Origin of the sequence: Cryobacterium sp. PH29-G1, from assembly GCF_030063365.1 — a bacterium.
GTDB lineage: Bacteria > Actinomycetota > Actinomycetes > Actinomycetales > Microbacteriaceae > Cryobacterium.
The window spans coordinates 16,595-36,246 of sequence record NZ_JASISY010000017.1 but is presented as its reverse complement, the minus strand read 5'-3'; the positions used below and the strand labels follow the sequence as shown (position 1 = coordinate 36,246).

Below are 19,652 nucleotides of genomic sequence, written 5' to 3'. Positions count from 1 at the left end.
GTCGGGAGACCACCCGATAGCATGGCGGAATGTATTTGATTGGGCTGACCGGCGGGATCGCATCCGGTAAGAGCACCGTGGCGAAGCGTTTGGCCTCCTGGGGTGCCGTGGGCATCGATGCTGACCAGCTGGCCCGGGAAGTAGTCGAACCCGGCACACCGGCTCTGGCGGCGATAGTCAACGAATTCGGTGACGACATTCTCCTGGCCGATGGCAGCCTTAATCGGCCGGCGCTGGGCGCCATCATCTTCACCGACCCGGCCAGCCGACAACTGTTGAACGCCATCACGCATCCGGCGGTGCGGCAACTGACCCGCGCTCGGGTTGCGGCCGCGGCAGCCGCCGACCCGCACGCCATCGTTGTATACGATGTTCCGTTGCTGGCGGAGGCGATCGCCGGCGGACTGGTGACCTTTGATCTGATCGTTGTGGTGCAAGCGGATGCCGACACCCGCATCCAGCGCATGGTTGAGTTGCGTGGCCTCACGCTGGAAGAAGCGACGCACCGTATCTCCGCACAGGCGAGCGATTCTGAGCGCCTCGCCCTCGCTGACGTGGTGATCGACAACAGCGGTACGCTCGACGCGACGCTGGCCCAGGTCGATGCGCTCTGGGAGCGGGCGCGCACGGCCGAAAGCCGAAAGAACGCCTGAACCGCGGCATCCACCCGCAGCACTGCAGCGCTGAGTGTCAGACCCCCTTTGTAGAATGGACGTATGGAACCCACGCGCTCTGTGAACCCGTTTGAAGTGGTCAGTGAGTACACGCCGAGCGGTGACCAGCCCGCCGCGATCGCCGACTTGACTGCACGCCTCAACGCCGGCGAGACCGACATCGTGCTGCTCGGGGCCACTGGTACCGGGAAGTCAGCCACGACCGCCTGGCTGATCGAGCAGGTCCAACGCCCGACGCTCGTGCTGGCGCACAATAAAACCCTCGCGGCCCAACTGGTCAATGAATTTCGCGAACTCATGCCGAACAACGCGGTCGAGTACTTTGTCTCGTACTACGACTACTACCAGCCTGAGGCGTACGTTCCGCAGACCGACACCTTTATCGAGAAGGACTCTTCGATTAATGAGGAGGTCGAACGACTGCGGCACTCCACCACAAACTCGCTGCTCAGCCGCCGCGACGTCATCGTGGTATCGACGGTGTCGTGCATCTATGGCCTCGGCACCCCCGAGGGGTACATGGAGGCCATGATCGCGCTGCAAATCGGGCAAAAGGTGAGCCGGGACTGGCTCGTACGTAAATTCGTGGCCATGCAGTACAAGCGCAACGACGTCGACTTCTCGCGTGGAAACTTCCGGGTGCGCGGCGACACCATCGAGATCATCCCCATGTACGAAGAGCTCGCCATCCGCATCGAAATGTTTGGTGACGAGATCGAAGGGCTGTATTCGCTGCATCCGCTCACGGGCGACATCGTCAAAAAGCTGGACTCCGTGTCGGTCTTTCCCGGCTCGCACTATGTGGCTAGCGACGACGTCATGCGCCGCGCGATCGGCACCATCGAGATTGAACTCGCCGATCGTCTGGCGGTACTTGAGCGTGAGGGCAAGCTGCTCGAAGCCCAACGGCTGCGCATGCGCACCACCTTCGACCTCGAGATGATGGAGCAAATCGGGTTCTGCTCCGGCATCGAGAACTACTCGCGCCACATCGACGCCCGCGAACCCGGTGAGGCTCCGCACTGCCTGCTGGACTACTTTCCCGACGATTTTCTCATGGTCATCGACGAGTCCCACGTGACCGTGCCGCAGATCGGTGCCATGTACGAGGGCGACTCCTCGCGCAAACGCACCCTCGTCGACCACGGTTTTCGGTTGCCGAGCGCCCTCGACAACCGGCCGCTCAAATTCAACGAGTTCAAAAACCGGGTCGGTCAGACCGTGTATCTGTCAGCCACTCCGGGTAAGTACGAGATGGGCATCGCCGATGGCATCGTCGAGCAGATTATTCGCCCGACCGGCCTGATCGACCCGCAGATCATCGTCAAGCCGAGCGCGGGGCAGATCGATGACCTGCTTGAAGAAATCAAGAAGCGCACCGAACGCAACGAACGTGTGCTGGTCACGACGCTCACCAAGAAAATGGCCGAGAACCTCACCGATTTTCTCACCGAGGCCGGGGTGCGGGTGCGCTACCTGCACTCCGACGTCGACACCCTGCGCCGGGTGGAACTGCTCACCGAACTGCGCGCGGGCATTTACGACGTGCTCGTCGGCATCAACCTGCTGCGTGAAGGACTCGACCTGCCCGAGGTGTCCCTGGTCGCCATCCTTGACGCCGACAAAGAAGGGTTTTTGCGTTCCGCCACATCGCTTATTCAGACCATCGGTCGTGCCGCCCGCAACGTGTCCGGTGAGGTGCACATGTATGCCGACCGGCTCACCGCCTCGATGGAGAAAGCCATTGACGAGACTGATCGGCGCCGGGAGAAGCAGGTCGCCTACAATACCCTGCACGGCATCGACCCGACGCCGTTGCGCAAACGGATCGGTGACATTACGGAGGCGCTCGCCCGCGAGGAGGCCGACACCGCCGAACTGCTCGCCGGCCGTGACGCCCGCCGCAAAGGCTCGACGCCCAACCGTCGGGTCGGCCTGGCCGCGAACGGTGCTAACGACCTCGAGTCCATCATCGCCGACCTCAACTCGCAGATGCTCGAGGCTGCCGGTGAGCTCAAGTTCGAGCTCGCCGCCCGCCTGCGAGATGAGCTCTCCGAGCTCAAGCGTGAACTGCGTCAGATGGAGAAGGCCGGCCACCTGCAGTAACCGCGCCTCCCCGCTCCTCCTCTTGCCGCACGGTCCCGCGCGGCACGTGTTTGCGAAGCTGGCACTGGTTCAAACACGCGCCAACTTCGCAATTCAGTGCCCCGAGAGGGAACGATACATCGGTGCCGGCAGAATCAGTCGAACGCGGCCCGATTACTGAAGCGGGTTCGGGTGCCGCCTGCGGTGAGAGCGGCGCCGGCGGCGACGAGTGCCGGCAAGGCCACCACGATCAGCGCCAGCTGCAGCCCCGGCGGGGTGAAGGGCAGCAACGAAGACCCCGACGTGTCGCGGGTGAGCGAGAGTGCGAACGACGGCACCAGGCCGAGCACCACTCCGATCACGCTGCCGAGGCCCACGATCACCACGGCCTGCCAGAAGCCGAAAGCCCGGCGTACCCGGGGCGATGCACCGAGCGAAGTGAGCACCGCATTGTCGCGGTGCCCGTCGGCGCGGGCCAGTCCGATCGTGATCGCGGCCGTGACCAGGGAGATGATGGCGGTGAGGGCGAGCAGCACCCAGGTCCAGGTTGCGCCGAAGACCTGCGGGCCTGACTCGACATTCAGGGGCATGTCCTGCGATACAGCAGCGAGTGAGCCCCGCGCGTGGTCCAATTCCGCCTGACTCGGGGCTGCGCCGAGGCTGCTGACCACCATCGATGGCCGGTAGTCCAGATGCAACGCGTCGGCCGTGGAATCGAGCATGAAGATGGCATAGGGCAGGGGATGCTCCGGCATCTGCAGGCTTCCATCGAGCGTCACGGTGCGGGCCGGCTCGATCGACGAGTTCAGCTCGGTGATCCAGTCGATCTGCACCGTGTCGTCGACGAGGTACTGCGGGTAGGTGCTCACGGCACCGCCGGCTGCAAGCGTCGCCTTCGACGTCTCGGACACGGGCTCGCCGAGGATGGCGGCGAAGTCATCGAGGCTGCCGACCCAGATATGGTCGCCGACACCCATCATCGTGTCGAGATAGTACGGGGTCGGGCAGCGGATGTCCGTGGGCATTTCCTGCAGGTTCTGGCCGCGCCTGCTCGCATCGCTCGGGCACACGGTATCCGGGTCGATGCGGGGGTACGCAAAAGTCGGCCCGTCAGTGCGGTTCGCGGCGGGCGCTTGCTGGTCCGTCTCTCCGCTGTCATTCGCAAAGCCCATTGGGGGAATCTCGACGCTGCTCAGCAGACGCGCCTGCGCGTCGGGGAAGGCGCTCTCCAAGGCAGCCGCAACCTCGGGCCCCTTGTCCGGCACGACCACTGTGGATGCCTCCACGCTGCGGGTTTTCAGGCTCACCCAGGCGGTGTTGAGCGGTGCTGCGAACGTGTAGTTCCTGGTCGAATTCAGTTGGAATGTGGCGACGAGGCTCATCGCGAACGTGGCCACGAAGACGCAGCTCATAATCGCGGCCAGGGCCGGAACGCTGCGCCCGGGGTTGCGTGCCACGTCGCGGGTTGCCAGCCTGGCGCCGGGTCCGAACTGTGAGGCGACCCGGGAGGCCCAACGCAGAATCAGGGGCGCGATGAAGACCGCGCCGATCTGCATGATCACCGGGCCGGCAACGATGAGTCCAATGCCGAGGTTGCTGAGCGCCTGATGGTAAACCGGCGTATAGGCGGCGAGCTCGACCAGTCCGCCGGTGACGGCGATGACGGCGCCCAGGATGAGCAAAATGGCCCCGGTTATCGGGCGTCGGCGAGAGACCTTCGGCGGGCGCTGGGCGCCGCGCAGGGCTGCCAACACGTCGACGCGGCCGGCCGCCCGGGCCGGCACCGCCGCTGCGCACCAGCCGGCTAGTATCGCGAAAGCCGCGATGGTTAGGAGTGACAACACATCGAGATGGAAGCCCGGGTACCGGCTGTCGTTGCCGTTTGCTGAGAACTGGATGAAGGCCCAGGCCGCGCCGAGGCCAAGCACGGTCCCCAGGGCCGCGCCGAACGCGCCGAGAATAACCCCGCCGAAGGACATAACCCGAAACAACATCCGCCGATCGCCACCGACGCTGGCGAGTGTCGCAAGGGTGCGCTGCTGCGTGCGGGCGCCGACGGTGAACGCGGCTCCGGCAAGCAGGGCCACTTCGAACAGTGCGAAGCCGCCGAGCAGAACGATGAACAGGTCGATGGGTCGACTCGAGGACCCGCCGCCGACGCTGAAGCTGCCCGCCGGCGGCGGATCGAGAAGAACGGTGCGGGACAGTACTGTCGCGCCGCGCGCGTTGAGATCCTCGATCTGACTCCAGGTGAGCGGGGTGTCGGGCAGATACCATGCCGTCGACCTGTCGTCATCCGGCAGCACATTGTCGAACGAACCGAAAGGCCCGTAGAACGCGACGGCCGTGTCGTCGAGGTTCGCACTGTGTATCGTTCCGACGATGGTGAGCGAGCGTTCCGGCGCGGTGAATGTTGCCTGCGATCCGATCTGGGCCCCGAGGCGATCAAGAGCGGCGGCGGTCACCATGATCTCAGAGTCGTTGCTTGGCGTCGACCCTCCCGTAACGTCCCATTTTCCGCTGAACATGGGATCCCACGATTGGCCCTGCACCGCCGTAAAAGAACCGAGTCCATCTTTCGTCTCCGCGACCACCTCCGTCGATCGAATCGGCAGCAGACGGGTGTCGGCCGGGAACAGAGATGCGGCGGCGACCGGCATCGGCTCAATCGACTGGGCGGCGTGGACATTGACGGCATCGTCACGGTACACCCAGGATAAGTCGTTGAGCGGATCCTGGGTCATCTTGGGGTCGGGCGCCGCGACGATTGTCACCCGGCCTTCGGTCGACCCGAGTTCGAGCACCGCACGTTCGGCGGGAGTGGGGTCACCGCTCGCGGACACCGTGGTGATTCCCACGAGCCCGAGCACTGGAATCGCCACGAGCAGCGCGATCAGCGTGCTGCGGCCCTTGGACTGCCCGGCCATGCGGCGGGCGATCCGAAAAGCTACGCGGGTGCTGCCCGAGCGTGCGCCGGCGAGCGAGCTTGATTCGTCGCCCGGGGCCGGCGCGCTGCCTCGGCTCATGCCGGCAGCCCGCTCAACAGGCTTGACACGGTGGATGGCTGCGACTCATCCACGATGCGCCCATCACGCAGAAAGACGATCCGGTCCGCCCACGCCGCATGCCGGGCATCGTGCGTGACCAGGATGCCGCCGGCACCCGCGTCGACCCGGGAACGGAGCATCCGCAGCACGAGCTCGCCGGTCATACTATCGAGGGCGCCGGTCGGCTCATCCGCCAGAATCAACGACCGGCCGCCGACGACGGCACGGGCGATGGCCACCCGTTGCTGCTGCCCGCCCGACAGGTCGGACGGAAAATGCTGGGCCCGGTCGGTCAGTTCGACGATGCCGAGGGCGTCGCGAGCTGGATGATGGGCCTTTTTCGACGACCACCCATCCAGTTCGAGCGGCAGACTGACGTTCTCCAGAGCCGTCAACGAGGGAATCAGATTGAAGTCCTGAAACACGAAGCCGAGGCTGCGCCGTCGCAGCGTGGCCAGCTCGCGTGCGGAGAGCTGGCTCAGCCAGTGCCCCTCCACGATGACCTCACCGGATGTCGGCGGGGTGAGCCCGCCCGCCACGGTGAGCAAGGTCGATTTTCCCGAACCGGATGCCCCCATCACCGCCACGAGCTCGCCCCGGCTCACCGACAGGTCCACCCCGGCGAGGGCCGTGATCGCGGTTTCGCCGTGGCCGTACTGCATCGATACCCCGTCGAGCTGCAACAGCACATCGCTGGCGGTCATGCGCCGGCCTGCACTGCCCTGGCCGGGCGGCCACGCTTGGGGACATCGGTGTTGAGCGGCAGGGGAGCGGCCAGGCCGGCGGCCCGGGAACGGGACAGCGTACTCTCCGAATGGTCGAGCCAGCGTGCTTCGGCCTCGGCGGCGAAGATGAGCGAGTCGATCACGAGCAGCCAGGCCAGCTGGTCGGACGATTCCGGGTCGGCGGTGGCATTCTTGGTACGCGTCAGCTCCTGCAGGGTGCGCATCGTCGCGGAGCGCTGCACCTGGATCACCCGGGCGATGTCCACGCCGGGCAGCGTCACGGCAATGGCAAGCTTGATGGCGAGTTCATCACGAGTGGCCATCGTGCGTACCACGGGGGAGCCGAGCCAGTCGGCGACTTCAGCACGGCCGGCCTCGGTGATCTCGACGTAGTTCTGGCCGTCGGCGTCGATATCGGCTTTCTGCACCAGGCCGTCGCGCTCGAGCCGGTCCAGGGTGTTGTAGATCTGGCCGACGTTGAGCGGCCAGGTCGATCCGGTGCGTCGGTCGAATTCGGCCCGCAACTGGTAGCCGTAGCACGGTCCCTGGTTCAGGATGGCGAGCAAACTCTGGCGAACGGACATACAACCTCCGGCACTGACACGACGAATCACGGCTAATAATTACCGAGTATATACATACTCCGAAACAATATCTCTGCAGCCGCCTGTTCGCTCAGGGCGGTAGTCGCTGTACGGCGGTGTCGGTGGTGTTGCATAGACTCGATGAGTGTCGATTACGAAGGTAGAAACCGGTCCAAAACTCAGTGTGCGCGGAGCGCGCGTGCACAACCTGCACAACGTTGATCTGGAGATTCCGCGCGATTCACTCGTGGTCTTTACCGGACTCTCCGGGTCAGGCAAGTCGTCGCTCGCCTTCGACACCATCTTCGCCGAGGGGCAGCGGCGCTACGTGGAGTCGCTCTCGGCCTATGCCCGGCAGTTTTTGGGTCAGGTTGACCGTCCCGACGTCGACTTCATCGAAGGCCTCAGCCCGGCGGTCTCGATTGACCAGAAGTCGACCAACCGCAACCCGCGGTCCACGGTGGGCACCATCACCGAAATCTACGACTACATGCGCCTGCTCTGGGCTCGGATCGGCGTGCCGCACTGCGCCATCTGCGGTGAGGTCATCCAGTCCCAGACCGTGCAACAGATCGCCGACCAGCTCATGGAGCTGAAGGCGGGCATCCGCTACCAGGTGGTCAGCCCGGTCGTTTCGCAGAAGAAGGGCGAGTTCGTCGACCTGTTCCAGGAACTCGCCGGCGGTGGCTACTCCCGGGCGATCGTCGACGGCACCCAGATTCAGCTGAGCGAGCCGCCCACGCTCAAGAAGCAGCAAAAGCACGATATCTCCGTAGTCGTCGACCGACTTGTGGCCGGTCCCGAGCTGCTCAGCCGGCTCACCGACTCCCTCGAAACGGCTCTCAAGCTCACCGACGGCCTCGTGCAGATCAACTTTCTCGACGAAGAGGGCGATAAGGCCTGGCAGAATTACTCCGAGAAGCTGTCCTGCCCGAACAACCACCCGGTGCAGCTGACCGAAATCGAACCGCGCACCTTCTCCTTCAACGCTCCGTTCGGTGCCTGCCCGGAGTGCTCCGGCCTCGGCACCCGCATGTCCGTCGACGAAGACCTGCTGCTCGGCGACCCCGACCTGAGCATCGCCGAGGGCGTCGTATTGCCCTGGACGACCCAGGGCAAGGGGCTGTTCCAGTATTACGAAAAGCTGCTCGACGGTCTCGCGCGCGACCTCGACTTCTCCCTCGATACCCCCTGGGGCGAGTTGACCACCGAGGTGCAGAACGCCGTCATGCGCGGCGACAACTTCGAGGTGCGGGTCAAGTGGAAAAACCGCTATGGCCGCGAGATGAGCTACACCTCCGGCTTCGAGGGCGTTGTGCCCTACATTGAACGCCAGTATTTGCAGGCCGAGAGCGACACCCAGCGGCAGCGCTGGTCCGAATACCTGCGGGAGGTCGACTGCCACGTCTGCCACGGCACCAGGCTCAAGCCCGAGGTGCTCGCCGTACTCGTACACGATGCAAGCATTGCGGATGTCTGCGCGCTCAGCTTGAGCGACGCCCGCGAATTCATGGACCAGCTGACCCTGACCGATCGCGAAGCCACCATCGCAGCCCAGGTGCTGCGTGAGATTCGTGCGCGCCTCGACTTTCTGATTCGGGTCGGGCTGAACTACCTCAACCTGGCCCGCGCCGCGGCGACGCTTTCGGGTGGTGAGGCCCAGCGCATCCGCCTGGCCACGCAAATCGGTTCCGGCCTCACCGGCGTGCTCTACGTGCTCGACGAACCGAGCATCGGCCTGCATCAGCGCGACAACCGACGCCTGATCGAGACGCTGGTCACCCTGCGCGATCTCGGCAATACGCTCATCGTGGTCGAACACGATGAAGACACCATCAAGACCGCCGACTGGATCGTTGACATTGGTCCCGGTGCCGGTGTCAACGGCGGACACGTTGTGCACTCCGGTTCCTACGACGGGCTGTTGGCCAACACCAAGTCGCTCACCGGCGACTACCTGGCCGGGCGCAAATCCATCGCCACTCCGCAGACCCGCCGCCCGATCGACCCGGAACGCCTCATCGGCGTGACCGGTGCCGAGGCCAACAACTTGCAGAAGGTCTCGGTGACCTTTCCGCTGGGCACCTTCACGGCCGTCACCGGCGTCAGCGGCTCGGGCAAATCGTCGCTCGTCAACGACATTCTGTATCGGGTGCTCGCCAACCGGCTCAACGGCGCCCGCAAGCTACCCGGCAAACACACCAGGGTCACCGGCCTGGAGCAGCTGGACAAGGTCATCCACGTTGACCAGGCCCCGATCGGCCGCACGCCGCGTTCCAACCCGGCCACGTACACCGGAGTGTTCGACAAGATCCGCACCCTGTTCTCCGAAACCATCGAGTCGAAAACCCGCGGCTACCTGCCCGGCCGATTCAGCTTCAACGTCAAGGGCGGGCGCTGCGAAGCCTGCTCCGGTGACGGCACGATCAAGATCGAGATGAACTTCCTGCCCGACGTCTACGTGGCCTGCGAGGTGTGCGGGGGAGCCCGGTACAACCGCGACACCCTCACCGTGCACTACAAGGGCAAGAACATCGCCGAGGTACTCGACATGCCGATCAGTGAAGCGGCCGACTTCTTCGAACCGATCTCATCGATCCATCGTTTTCTGAAAACTCTCGTCGAGGTGGGCCTCGGCTACGTGCGTCTCGGCCAGAGTGCCACCACCCTCTCCGGCGGCGAAGCGCAGCGGGTGAAGCTCGCTACCGAGCTGCAGCGTCGCTCCAACGGGCGCAGCGTGTACGTGCTCGACGAACCCACAACGGGCCTGCACTTCGAAGACGTGCGCAAATTGCTGCTCGTACTCAACAGCCTCGTCGACAAGGGCAACACCGTCATCGTGATCGAGCACAACCTCGATGTGATCAAGTCGGCCGACTGGGTCATCGACCTCGGCCCGGAGGGCGGGTCTGGCGGCGGAAAGGTGCTCGCCACCGGCACGCCGGAGCACATCGCCACCGTTAAGAAAAGCTTCACCGGTACCTTCCTGAAGGAGGTCCTGGCTGCCGGTTAGGCGGCCCGACGGCCATGTCTGATGCCCTGAGCTATCGCCCGAAAGCGGGCGAGATTCCCACCACCCCTGGGGTTTACCGGTTTCGCGACGCCACCGGCCGCATCCTCTACGTGGGTAAGGCCAAAAACCTGCGGGCTCGGCTGAGCAACTACTTCGCACCGCTCGGCAGCCTGCACGAGCGCACCCGGCGCATGGTGACCACCGCGACGGGCGTGGAGTGGACGATAGTCGGCACCGAGGTCGAGGCCCTGCAACTCGAGTGGATCTGGATCAACGAGTTTGATCCGCCCTTCAACGTGCAGTTCAAGGACGATAAGTCCTACCCGTACCTCGCGGTGACCCTGGCCGACGAGGCGCCCCGCGCTCTGGTCACGCGCACGGAGGGCATCAAGGGTGCCCGCTATTTCGGGCCGTATCCCAAGATCTGGGCCGTGCACGAAACCATCGAGCTCATGCTCAAGGCTTTTCCCATCCGCACCTGCAATAACGCCAATTACAAGCGGGCAATGCAGAGCGGCAAGCCGTGTTTCGCGGGTCAGATCGGGCGGTGCTTTGGCCCGTGCTCGGGTCTGGTGTCCATTGAAGATCACCGCACAATCGTGAATGAATTTGTCAGTTTCATGGGTAGTCACGATAAGAAACTCATCAATACCCTCACCCAGGAAATGAAAGATGCAGCGGCCGCCCAACAGTACGAAATCGCGGGCAAACGACGCGACCAGGTGCGGGCCCTGAACGCGGTCCTCGAAAAGAGTGCCGTTGTACTGCGCGACAGTGTCGACATCGACCTGTTCGCGGTCGAGCAAGACGAACTCGCCGCTGCCGTGCAGTTATTCATCGTGCGCGGCGGTCGTATTCGCGGTGTGCGGGGCTGGATGGTTGACAAAGAACTGGACGTCACCATGAGTGAACTGATCGACTCCATGATGCAGACGGCCTACAACCACGACACCCGACCGCCCCGGGAGATCGTGCTGCCGGAGCTGCCCGACGACGCCGAAGCTCTCGAAGCCGGACTGGCCGAGCTGGCCGGTCGCAAGGTGCGCCTGGTCGCGCCCCAGCGCGGGGAAAAAGCGGCCTTGCTCGTGACGGCCACCAACAATGCCAAGCAGGCGCTCATGTTGTATAAAACCCGGCGCAGCTCAGACTTCGTGGCCCGGTCCAAGGCGCTCGAAGACATTCAGGATGCCCTCGAGATGCCGGCAGCTCCACTACGGATGGAATGTTATGACGTCTCGCACCTCAGCGGCACCAATATCGTCGCGTCGATGGTGGTCTTCGAAGACGGTCTGCCTCGCAAAGACGAGTATCGACGGTTCAATATTCCGGAATCGACCGACGACACGGATTCGATCTACCAAATTCTGACCCGCCGCCTCGCCTACCTGAAACCGGAGTCTGATGCTGCGGAACTTGTGGAGGCCGCGGAACCAGCGCTCGCTCCGGCGGGCGGAGGCGAGCCACTGGACGTCGTTCAGGCCGAGCAGAAACGCGCCAAGTTCAGCTACCAGCCCAACCTGCTGATCGTCGACGGTGGGCAGCCGCAGGTTGCCGCCGCTAAACGCGCCTTGGCAGAATCCGGCGTCACCGGAATCCAACTGTGCGGAATCGCCAAACGGCTGGAAGAAATCTGGCTCCCCGACTCTGACTATCCGGTAATTCTGCCCCGGAACAGTGACGCCCTGTTTTTGATCCAGCGCATCCGCGACGAAGCACACCGGTTCGCCATTACCCACCAACGCATCCGACGGAAGAAGGACATTTCATCGATATTGGGTGAAATTTCCGGACTCGGCCCGGCCCGAGTGAAGGTATTGTTACAACATTTCGGATCGGTGGCGCGACTCAAGGTGGCCTCAGCGGCGGAAATAGCGGATGTCCGCGGCATCGGCCCGGTGCTGGCCGAGTCGATCCACGCCCATTTGCGCGCCTGAACGCCCCGGCGCTCGGTAGGCTTGATAATCCACCAACTTCTCATTAAGGCGCTTTCAACGAATGACAACGGACCCCGACAAGCAGGAAGTGCTGATCGTCACGGGAATGTCCGGGGCGGGCCGCTCGACCGTAGCTAACGCTTTGGAAGACCTCGACTGGTACGTCGTCGACAATCTCCCTCCGCAAATGCTGCGTCCCCTGGTCGATCTGGTCGAGCGGGCCGGTACCAACCTGCCCAAAATTGCGGCCGTCGTCGATATCCGCGGCCGCGACCTGTTCGGGGATTTTCTGGAAACCGTGCAGCAGCTGCGCGGTGGCACCCAGGTGCAGGTGATTTTTCTGGAAGCCCGAGACGATGCGCTCGTGCGTCGGTTTGAATCCGTGCGTCGGCCGCATCCGCTGCAGGGCGAGGGTACGCTCCTCGACGGCATTGCGGCGGAGCGCTCCCGGCTGCTCGCCGTACGGGAGTCCAGCGACCTCGTCATTGACACCTCCGATCTCAACGTGCACCAGCTCGCCACAACGATCACCGAGCGGTTTGCCGCCCTCGGCACCGCGGGCGTGCAGCTGACCATCATGAGTTTCGGTTTCAAGTACGGCTTGCCGACCGACGTCGATCTGGTCGCCGACGCGCGTTTTCTGCCCAACCCTTTCTGGATCCCCGAGCTTCGCGCGCACACCGGCGTCGACCCGGAGGTGAGAGACTTTGTACTTGCCCAACCGGGTGCCCTCGATTTCATCGACCACTACGCCGCGGCCATGGCTCCGGTTTTGGCCGGCTACCAGCGCGAAAACAAACGCCACGCCACCATCGGGATCGGGTGCACCGGCGGCAAGCACCGCTCCGTCGCCATGGCCAGAGAATTGGCCTCCCGGCTCGAAAATCTTCCCGGTGTCGCGGTCAACATCAAGCACCGCGACCTCGGACGCGAATAACAGAGGCCGGACGCAGCATGCGCTGCACCACTCGGCCGTCATCACTCAGACGCAACTGATCAACAGAATGGAAAAGCGATTGGCACTCACCGCCGACGTTAAAGATGAACTTTCGCGCGTGGAGGTCTCCAAGACCACCGTGCGCGCGGCCGAACTGGCCACAATCCTCCGATTTTCGGGCGGATTGCACATGATCAGCAGTCGAATTGCGATCGAATCAGAGCTAGACACGGCAATTTTGGCCCGGCGGGTGCGCAAGGACCTGGCCGAACTGTACGGGGTGCGTAGCGCCCTGCAGGTCATCGCCGCAACCGGCATCCGTCAGTCCAGCCATTACCTCGTGCAGGTTATTGAGGGCGGCGAGACTCTCGCTCGGCAGACCGGCCTGCTGGATGCCCGTCGCCGCCCGATTCGCGGGCTGCCGAACCGGCTGACGACCGGGTCCAGAGAAGAAATTGCCGCCGTCTGGCGCGGGGCCTTCCTGGCGCACGGCACGCTGACCGATCCGGGACGGTCGGCGGCACTCGAGGTCGTCTGCCCCGGGAACGAGTCCGCGATGGCCCTCGTGGGAGCGGCGGGACGCCTCGGTGTTGCTGCCAAAGCGCGTGAGGTACGCGGGGTGCACCGCGTCGTCATTCGAGATGGCGACGCCATCGGGGCGATGCTCGTGCACATGGGTGCAACAAATACCGTGCTGAACTGGGAAACGCTGCGTCAGCGCCGCGAGGTGCGCGCCACGGCGAACCGCCTGGTCAACTTCGACGACGCGAACCTGCGGCGTTCCGCCGAAGCGGCCGTCGCTGCCTGCGCCCGGGTACAGCGGGCAATGGATATCCTGGGCGAGGATATCCCCAAACATCTGCGCTATGCCGGGGATCTTCGCCTCAACTTTCGCGATTCCAGCCTCGACGAGCTCGGCCACCACGCCGACCCGCCAATGACCAAAGATGCCGTCGCCGGCCGTATTCGTCGACTGCTCGCCATGGCCGACAAGAAGGCGATCGAACTCGGCGTTGAAGGAACCGACGTCGAGTATCCGGTGCATTCCGACGACGCCTAGGGTCACAAATTCTGTGGCTCGCAACGCTCCCAGCTAGACTAAAACGTCGCAACAACAGGCCGCATCCGATGCCGGCACACCACACAAGGAGATAAGTAATGGCTGAATACACCCTGCCCGCACTTGACTACGACTATGCGGCTCTTGAGCCCAGCATCAGCGGCACCATCATGGAACTCCACCATGGAAAACATCACCAGGCCTACGTCACCGGCGCCAACACGGCCTTGGCCCAGCTCGCGGAGGCCCGCGACAGCGGAAACCTCGCCAACGTGAACAAGCTGGAGAAGGACCTCGCATTCAACCTGGGTGGCCACGTCAACCACTCCGTCTTCTGGACGAACCTCTCCCCGAACGGCGGCGACAAGCCGGTCGGTGAGCTCGCTGCGGCGATCGACGACAACTTCGGTTCGTTCGACAAGTTTCAGGCGCACTTCACCGCGGCCGCACTCGGCGTGCAGGGGTCCGGTTGGGCCGTTCTCGCCTGGGATTCCATCGGGCAGCGCCTGATCATCCAGCAGTTCTTCGACCAGCAGTCCAACTTCGCGGCCGGAACCGTACCGGTTCTTATGCTCGATGTTTGGGAGCACGCCTACTACCTCGACTACCGCAACGTGCGTGCCGACTACGTCAAGGCCTTCTGGAATATCGCAAACTGGGCCAACGTGCAGGAGCGTTTCACCGTCGCACGCGAGAAGACGAACGGCCTGCTGCTACTCTCGTAGCCTGCTGGTGCCCCTCGCAATAGGGGCACCACCGTTCTCGTCCCGCACTCTTTTCATCGCGCCTTTCGGCGCCTTTTCACAATCAGGAGCTATTCGTGTCCGTAAAGATCGGTATCAACGGGTTCGGCCGCATTGGCCGCAACTACTTCCGTGCAGCCCTCGCCAAGGGCAGCGACATTGAAATTGTCGCCGTCAACGACCTGAGCGACCCTGCCTCGCTCGCCCACCTGCTCAAGTACGACTCTGTCGGAGGCCGCCTGGACGCCACCGTCGAGGTCGACGGCGACAACATCATTGTCAACGGCAAGCCCATCAAGGTCCTCGCCGAGCGCGACCCGGCCAACCTGCCCTGGGGCGCCCTGGGCGTTGAAATCGTCATCGAATCCACCGGACGTTTCACCAAGGCCGTCGATGCCCAGAAGCACATCGACGCCGGTGCCAAGAAGGTCATCGTCTCCGCACCCGCAACGGGTGCTGACGTCGCGACTCTCGTACTCGGTGTGAACGAAGACACCTACGACGCCGCGGTGCACAACATCATCTCGAACGCTTCCTGCACCACGAACTGCCTCGCGCCGCTCGTCAAGGTGTTCCTCGACAACTTCGGTATCGAACGCGGCCTGATGACCACCATTCACGCGTACACCGCAGACCAGAACCTGCAGGATGGACCGCACAGCGACCTCCGTCGTGCCCGCGCCGCTGCGCTCAACATCATCCCGACGTCGACCGGTGCAGCCAAGGCCCTCGGCCTGGTCATCCCCGAGAGCGTCGGCAAGCTGGACGGCTACGCACTGCGCGTTCCGGTGCCGACCGGTTCGATCACCGACCTCACCATCACAGCCTCCCGTGCAGTAACGGTCGAAGAAGTGAACGCTGCCTACAAGGCCGCAGCAGAAGGTCCGCTCAAGGGCATCCTCAGCTACACCGAGGACCCGATCGTGTCCAGCGACATCGTTGGCGACCCGCACTCCTCGATCTTCGACGCCGGACTCACCAAGGTAATCGGCGACCAGGTCAAGGTTGCCTCGTGGTACGACAACGAGTGGGGTTACTCCAACCGCCTTGTTGACCTCACCGAGTTCGTCGCCGAGCGACTCTAACGGCCGCGCGGTGACGTTACGCACGATTGACTCGCTCGGACCGCTCGGCGGCAAGCGGGTTATCGTCCGCTTTGACCTGAACGTTCCGTTGAAGAACGGACAGATCACCGACGATGGACGGGTGCGGGCGTCACTGCCCACCCTCAACGCCCTCGTCGCTCAGGGTGCCCGCGTGGTGATTGTTTCTCACCTCGGGCGCCCCGACGGGGCCGTTGATCCTCAGTACAGCCTGAAGCCTGTTGCCGCTCGCTTGAGCGAATTGGTGAACCTCCCGGTTGCCTTTGCCACCGACACGGTCGGTGACTCGGCCACCGAGGCAGTGGCTGCGCTGCACGACGGCGACATCGTCGTTTTGGAAAACCTGCGATTCAACGCGGGGGAGACCAGCAAAGTGGATGCCGATCGCCTCGCGTTCGCCGAGCGGCTTGCGCTCCTCGGCGATGCATTCGTGTCCGACGGTTTCGGGGTCGTTCACCGCAAGCAGGCGAGCGTCTACGATTTGGCGTCGCTGCTGCCGAGTGCGGCCGGTCTGCTCATTGCCGCCGAACTCGACGTACTCGACCGCCTCACCGAGAAGCCCGAGGCCCCGTACACGGTCATCCTCGGCGGTTCCAAGGTGAGCGACAAGCTCGGCGTCATCGGGCATTTGCTGCCCCGCGTGAACTCCCTGCTGATCGGTGGCGGCATGCTGTTCACCTTTCTGGCCGCTCAGGGGCACAAAGTCGGTGCCAGCCTGCTGGAGAGCGACCAGATCGAGACGGTTCGCGGCTATCTGGCCGAAGCCGAACGTCTCGGCGTGAAGATTGTTCTCCCCACCGATGTGGTGGTCGCCTCAAAGTTCGGTGCCGATGCCGAGCACGTGATCACCCCGGCGGACAAAATTGAGGACACCCCGTTCGGCGCTGCCGGGCTGGGCCTGGACATCGGGCCGGATACGGCGGCGGCGTTCGCAGAAATCATCCGCGCGTCGAACACAGTGTTCTGGAACGGCCCCATGGGCGTATTTGAACTCGCACCCTTCGCGGAGGGCACCCGCACGGTTGCCGCCGCACTCACCGAGGTCAGCGGACTCAGCGTGGTCGGTGGCGGCGACTCGGCCGCGGCCGTGCGCATCCTCGGTTTCCACGACGACCAATTCGGTCATATTTCTACCGGCGGTGGCGCAAGCCTCGAATTCCTCGAGGGCAAGCGTCTACCAGGACTGGAGGTCCTCGGATGGCAATGAACACTAACCCTCGGCGTACTCCGCTAATTGCGGGCAACTGGAAGATGAACCTGGATCACCTCCAGGCCATCGCTTTCGTACAGAAGCTGGCCTGGAATCTCAAGGATGCCGGGCACGACTTCGCTGCGGTCGAGGTTGCAGTTTTTCCTCCATTCACCGACCTGCGCAGCGTGCAGACTCTGGTGTCGGCGGACAAGCTTCCGCTCGCCTTTGGTGCCCAGGACGTGTCGGCTCACGATTCCGGTGCGTACACGGGCGAGATCTCGGGTGCATTCCTGGCTCAATTGGAATGCCAGTACGTGATCATCGGGCACTCCGAACGCCGAACCCTGCACAACGAGAGCGATGAGCAGGTGGCCGCTAAGGTGTCCGCAGCCCTGAAACACAACCTGGTGCCGTTGATCTGCGTCGGCGAAAGCGCCGAAGACCTGGCCGTGCACGGTCCGAGCGCTGTTCCGGTCGCTCAGTTGCGCGCGGCACTCGCCGGTGTGACCAACGCCGCAGACATCGTGGTTGCCTACGAGCCCGTATGGGCGATCGGCTCCGGTCAGGCTGCAACTCCAGAGCAGGCCGAACAGGTCGCCGCCGCGCTGCGCGGCGTTCTCGTCGAGACGCTCGGTCAGGATGTGGCCGACAAGACCCGTATCCTATACGGTGGCTCGGTCAAGAGCGGCAACATCGCCGCATTCATGCGAGAGCCCAACGTTGACGGTGCCCTCGTTGGCGGCGCCAGCCTAGATATTCCGGAGTTCTCCAGCATTATTCGGTATCACAAGCACGTCGGTCTCTAATTCGACGTGTACCTCACGTGCAGGAGCGAGGTGGTTGCCCACGGGCAACCACCTCGCTCCTGTGTGAAGGGTATAATTACGAGGGTCTGGGCGCCAGAGTTGCGCCCTCCGTGTTTTGAAAGGTTTCGTGTGGAGATTCTCCAGGTCGTTATGCAGGTGCTCGTCGGTATTACGAGTCTCCTGCTCACCATGCTCATTTTGTTGCACAAGGGGCGGGGCGGTGGATTGTCCGACATGTTTGGTGGTGGCGTAACCTCCAATCTGGGTGCCTCGGGGGTTGCCGAGCGCAACCTCAACCGCATCACCATCATTCTTGGCTTGCTGTGGATCACCTGCATCGTGGTTCTCGGTTTGATTACCAAATTTGACACGGGGGCTTAACTTTTCGCCATGTGCGGAGTTACCCTAGCTCTTTGACCAGCACACTGAGTCACTAGCAGCACCACTAACAGCGGCACCAATAACTGCTCGAATCTGCAGCGCACAACTGCACGAGTCAACGGAGGAACAAGATGGCATCAGGCGGCAGCGCAATTCGTGGCTCGCGTGTAGGCGCAGGCCCCATGGGCGAGCAGGATCGCGGTTTTCACGCGGACCGCATCAAGGTCTCCTATTGGGATGCACTCGGCAATGAGACGGTGCGGTACTTTGCCGCGAGCCTTCCCGACGAGGAGATCCCGGTCACCATCGACTGCCCGTCGTCTGGATTGCCGGCCGGCCGTGACAAAGAGAACCCGCCGTCCGTGGTGAAACTTGAGCCCTACAAGACGCACCTCGCTTACGTCAAGGAACGTCGCACCGAGGAAGAAGCGGAATCGCTCTTGGAAGAGGCGCTCCACCAGCTGCGCGTTCGTCGCGGCAAGCTGTCGCCCACGAACTGAAGACTGAAACAAAAAACCGGCTCTCGAGAAAACGAGAGCCGGTTTTTTGCTGTTCGCCCGTGGCGTGCGGTTAGTAGGCGGGTGCGATGAGGTTCTCGGGAACCTGAGCAGCCGCATCGCTGTCGACGAAGTACATCGTGCGATAGCGTCCCTTGATCCCCGCAGCGGGAACTTCGTCACGGCTCGCGCCCGCCAGCGCGAGCCCGAGCGCTGACGCCTTGTCAGAGCCGGCCAGGACCAGCCAGACCCGGTCCGATGAGTTCAGCACGGGTCGCGTCAGCGACAAACGATCAGCCGGCGGCTTGGGGGAGTCGCGCACAGTGATGACGCTGGCCTCGTTCTCGCGAATTCCCGATCGGTGCGGAAACAATGATGCGATGTGCCCATCGGGTCCGACCCCGAGAAATGTCACGTCGAAACGCGGGTAGGGGGCACCCTCGGGTGCATGCGCGAGTAGTTCTGCCGTGTACCGGGCTGCTGCCGCCGCCAAAGCATCGGTGCCGCCCTCCGGGGCGGTCTCGGGGGAGTCATCCGAGGCTGCGAACGAGTGGATGTTCGCCGACGGGACGTTTATGTGGTCCAAGAGGGCCGCTCGAGCCTGCACTTCATTGCGCTCGGGATCGGCGCGAGCTACCCAACGTTCGTCTCCCCACCAAAAGTTGACTCGAGACCAGTCAATTGTGTCGCGGGCAGCTGAATCATTGATTGCGGCCAATACAGCGATGCCTACGGAGCCGCCGGTCAGCACGACATTCGCTTCGTCCTGCTCCTGCAGTACATCGACCATGTTCGTCAGAAAGCGGGCTGCTACCGAACTTGCCAGAGCTTGCGTGTTCTGGTGCACCAGCACCCGTCGATCATTGGTCAC

16 protein-coding genes are annotated in these 19,652 nt (G+C 63.5%); 12 read left to right on the top strand and 4 right to left on the bottom strand.

Translation table 11 applies throughout. The features are described from left to right. Nucleotides 1-29 precede the first annotated feature (29 nt). Nucleotides 30-653 (top strand): dephospho-CoA kinase, encoded by a 624-nt coding sequence (coaE, locus tag QMK22_RS16145; protein ID WP_283498676.1) that lies wholly within the window; start codon nucleotides 30-32, stop codon nucleotides 651-653. A gap of 63 nt (nucleotides 654-716) precedes the next feature. After that, a complete protein-coding gene (gene uvrB / locus QMK22_RS16140) occupies nucleotides 717-2,780 on the top strand; it encodes an excinuclease ABC subunit UvrB (protein WP_283498675.1) in 2,064 nt (687 codons plus the stop codon). A 134-nt stretch (nucleotides 2,781-2,914) separates the two neighbouring features. Here uvrB and QMK22_RS16135 read toward each other — a convergent pair whose 3' ends face one another. The 3 genes from QMK22_RS16135 to QMK22_RS16125 are packed head-to-tail and all read right to left on the bottom strand — an operon-like array spanning nucleotide 2,915 to nucleotide 7,115. Further along, complete coding sequence (locus tag QMK22_RS16135) at nucleotides 2,915-5,785, bottom strand: FtsX-like permease family protein (RefSeq protein ID WP_283498674.1); 2,871 nt, start codon at nucleotides 5,783-5,785, stop codon at nucleotides 2,915-2,917. Next, a complete protein-coding gene (locus QMK22_RS16130) occupies nucleotides 5,782-6,510 on the bottom strand; it encodes an ABC transporter ATP-binding protein (protein WP_283498673.1) in 729 nt (242 codons plus the stop codon). The genes QMK22_RS16135 and QMK22_RS16130 overlap by 4 nt, the downstream gene beginning before the upstream one ends. Next, complete coding sequence (locus QMK22_RS16125) at nucleotides 6,507-7,115, bottom strand: PadR family transcriptional regulator (RefSeq protein ID WP_283498672.1); 609 nt, start codon at nucleotides 7,113-7,115, stop codon at nucleotides 6,507-6,509. The genes QMK22_RS16130 and QMK22_RS16125 overlap by 4 nt, the downstream gene beginning before the upstream one ends. A 145-nt stretch (nucleotides 7,116-7,260) precedes the next feature. Here QMK22_RS16125 and uvrA point away from each other — a divergent pair, with 145 nt between their 5' ends. The 10 genes from uvrA to QMK22_RS16075 all read left to right on the top strand — a co-directional run bounded on the left by uvrA (nucleotide 7,261) and on the right by QMK22_RS16075 (nucleotide 18,784). Next, the gene (gene uvrA / locus QMK22_RS16120; protein WP_283498671.1) at nucleotides 7,261-10,128 is read left to right on the top strand and encodes an excinuclease ABC subunit UvrA; all 2,868 of its coding nucleotides are present in this window, start codon (nucleotides 7,261-7,263) and stop codon (nucleotides 10,126-10,128) included. 14 nt (nucleotides 10,129-10,142) lie between these two features. Beyond that, nucleotides 10,143-12,062: an excinuclease ABC subunit UvrC gene (gene uvrC, locus QMK22_RS16115; protein ID WP_283498670.1), complete on the top strand. Its 1,920-nt coding sequence runs from the start codon at nucleotides 10,143-10,145 to the stop codon at nucleotides 12,060-12,062. A gap of 61 nt (nucleotides 12,063-12,123) precedes the next feature. After that, nucleotides 12,124-12,999: an RNase adapter RapZ gene (gene rapZ, locus QMK22_RS16110; protein ID WP_283498669.1), complete on the top strand. Its 876-nt coding sequence runs from the start codon at nucleotides 12,124-12,126 to the stop codon at nucleotides 12,997-12,999. A 79-nt stretch (nucleotides 13,000-13,078) separates the two neighbouring features. Next, nucleotides 13,079-14,059, top strand: a complete 981-nt coding sequence (gene whiA / locus QMK22_RS16105) for a DNA-binding protein WhiA (RefSeq protein WP_283498696.1) — start codon at nucleotides 13,079-13,081, stop codon at nucleotides 14,057-14,059. Between the two features lie 98 nt (nucleotides 14,060-14,157). Continuing rightward, nucleotides 14,158-14,784 carry a superoxide dismutase gene (locus tag QMK22_RS16100; protein WP_283498668.1) on the top strand — a complete coding sequence of 209 codons (627 nt, stop codon included), beginning with the start codon at nucleotides 14,158-14,160 and terminating at the stop codon, nucleotides 14,782-14,784. A 95-nt stretch (nucleotides 14,785-14,879) separates the two neighbouring features. Beyond that, nucleotides 14,880-15,887 carry a type I glyceraldehyde-3-phosphate dehydrogenase gene (gene gap, locus QMK22_RS16095; protein WP_283498667.1) on the top strand — a complete coding sequence of 336 codons (1,008 nt, stop codon included), beginning with the start codon at nucleotides 14,880-14,882 and terminating at the stop codon, nucleotides 15,885-15,887. A gap of 10 nt (nucleotides 15,888-15,897) precedes the next feature. Next, the gene (locus tag QMK22_RS16090; RefSeq protein ID WP_283498666.1) at nucleotides 15,898-17,112 is read left to right on the top strand and encodes a phosphoglycerate kinase; all 1,215 of its coding nucleotides are present in this window, start codon (nucleotides 15,898-15,900) and stop codon (nucleotides 17,110-17,112) included. Continuing rightward, nucleotides 17,109-17,903, top strand: coding sequence for a triose-phosphate isomerase (gene tpiA / locus QMK22_RS16085; RefSeq protein ID WP_283498665.1), 795 nt, complete (start codon nucleotides 17,109-17,111; stop codon nucleotides 17,901-17,903). Before QMK22_RS16090 ends, tpiA begins: the two co-directional genes overlap by 4 nt. A 129-nt stretch (nucleotides 17,904-18,032) precedes the next feature. Beyond that, on the top strand, nucleotides 18,033-18,284 hold the full coding sequence (secG, locus tag QMK22_RS16080; protein WP_283498664.1) for a preprotein translocase subunit SecG: 252 nt from the start codon (nucleotides 18,033-18,035) through the stop codon (nucleotides 18,282-18,284). Between the two features lie 131 nt (nucleotides 18,285-18,415). Beyond that, nucleotides 18,416-18,784 carry an RNA polymerase-binding protein RbpA gene (locus QMK22_RS16075; protein ID WP_283498663.1) on the top strand — a complete coding sequence of 123 codons (369 nt, stop codon included), beginning with the start codon at nucleotides 18,416-18,418 and terminating at the stop codon, nucleotides 18,782-18,784. Between the two features lie 70 nt (nucleotides 18,785-18,854). On the opposite strand, the gene pgl is transcribed toward QMK22_RS16075, so the two are convergent. Further along, the gene (pgl, locus tag QMK22_RS16070; RefSeq protein WP_283498662.1) at nucleotides 18,855-19,652 is read right to left on the bottom strand and encodes a 6-phosphogluconolactonase; all 798 of its coding nucleotides are present in this window, start codon (nucleotides 19,650-19,652) and stop codon (nucleotides 18,855-18,857) included.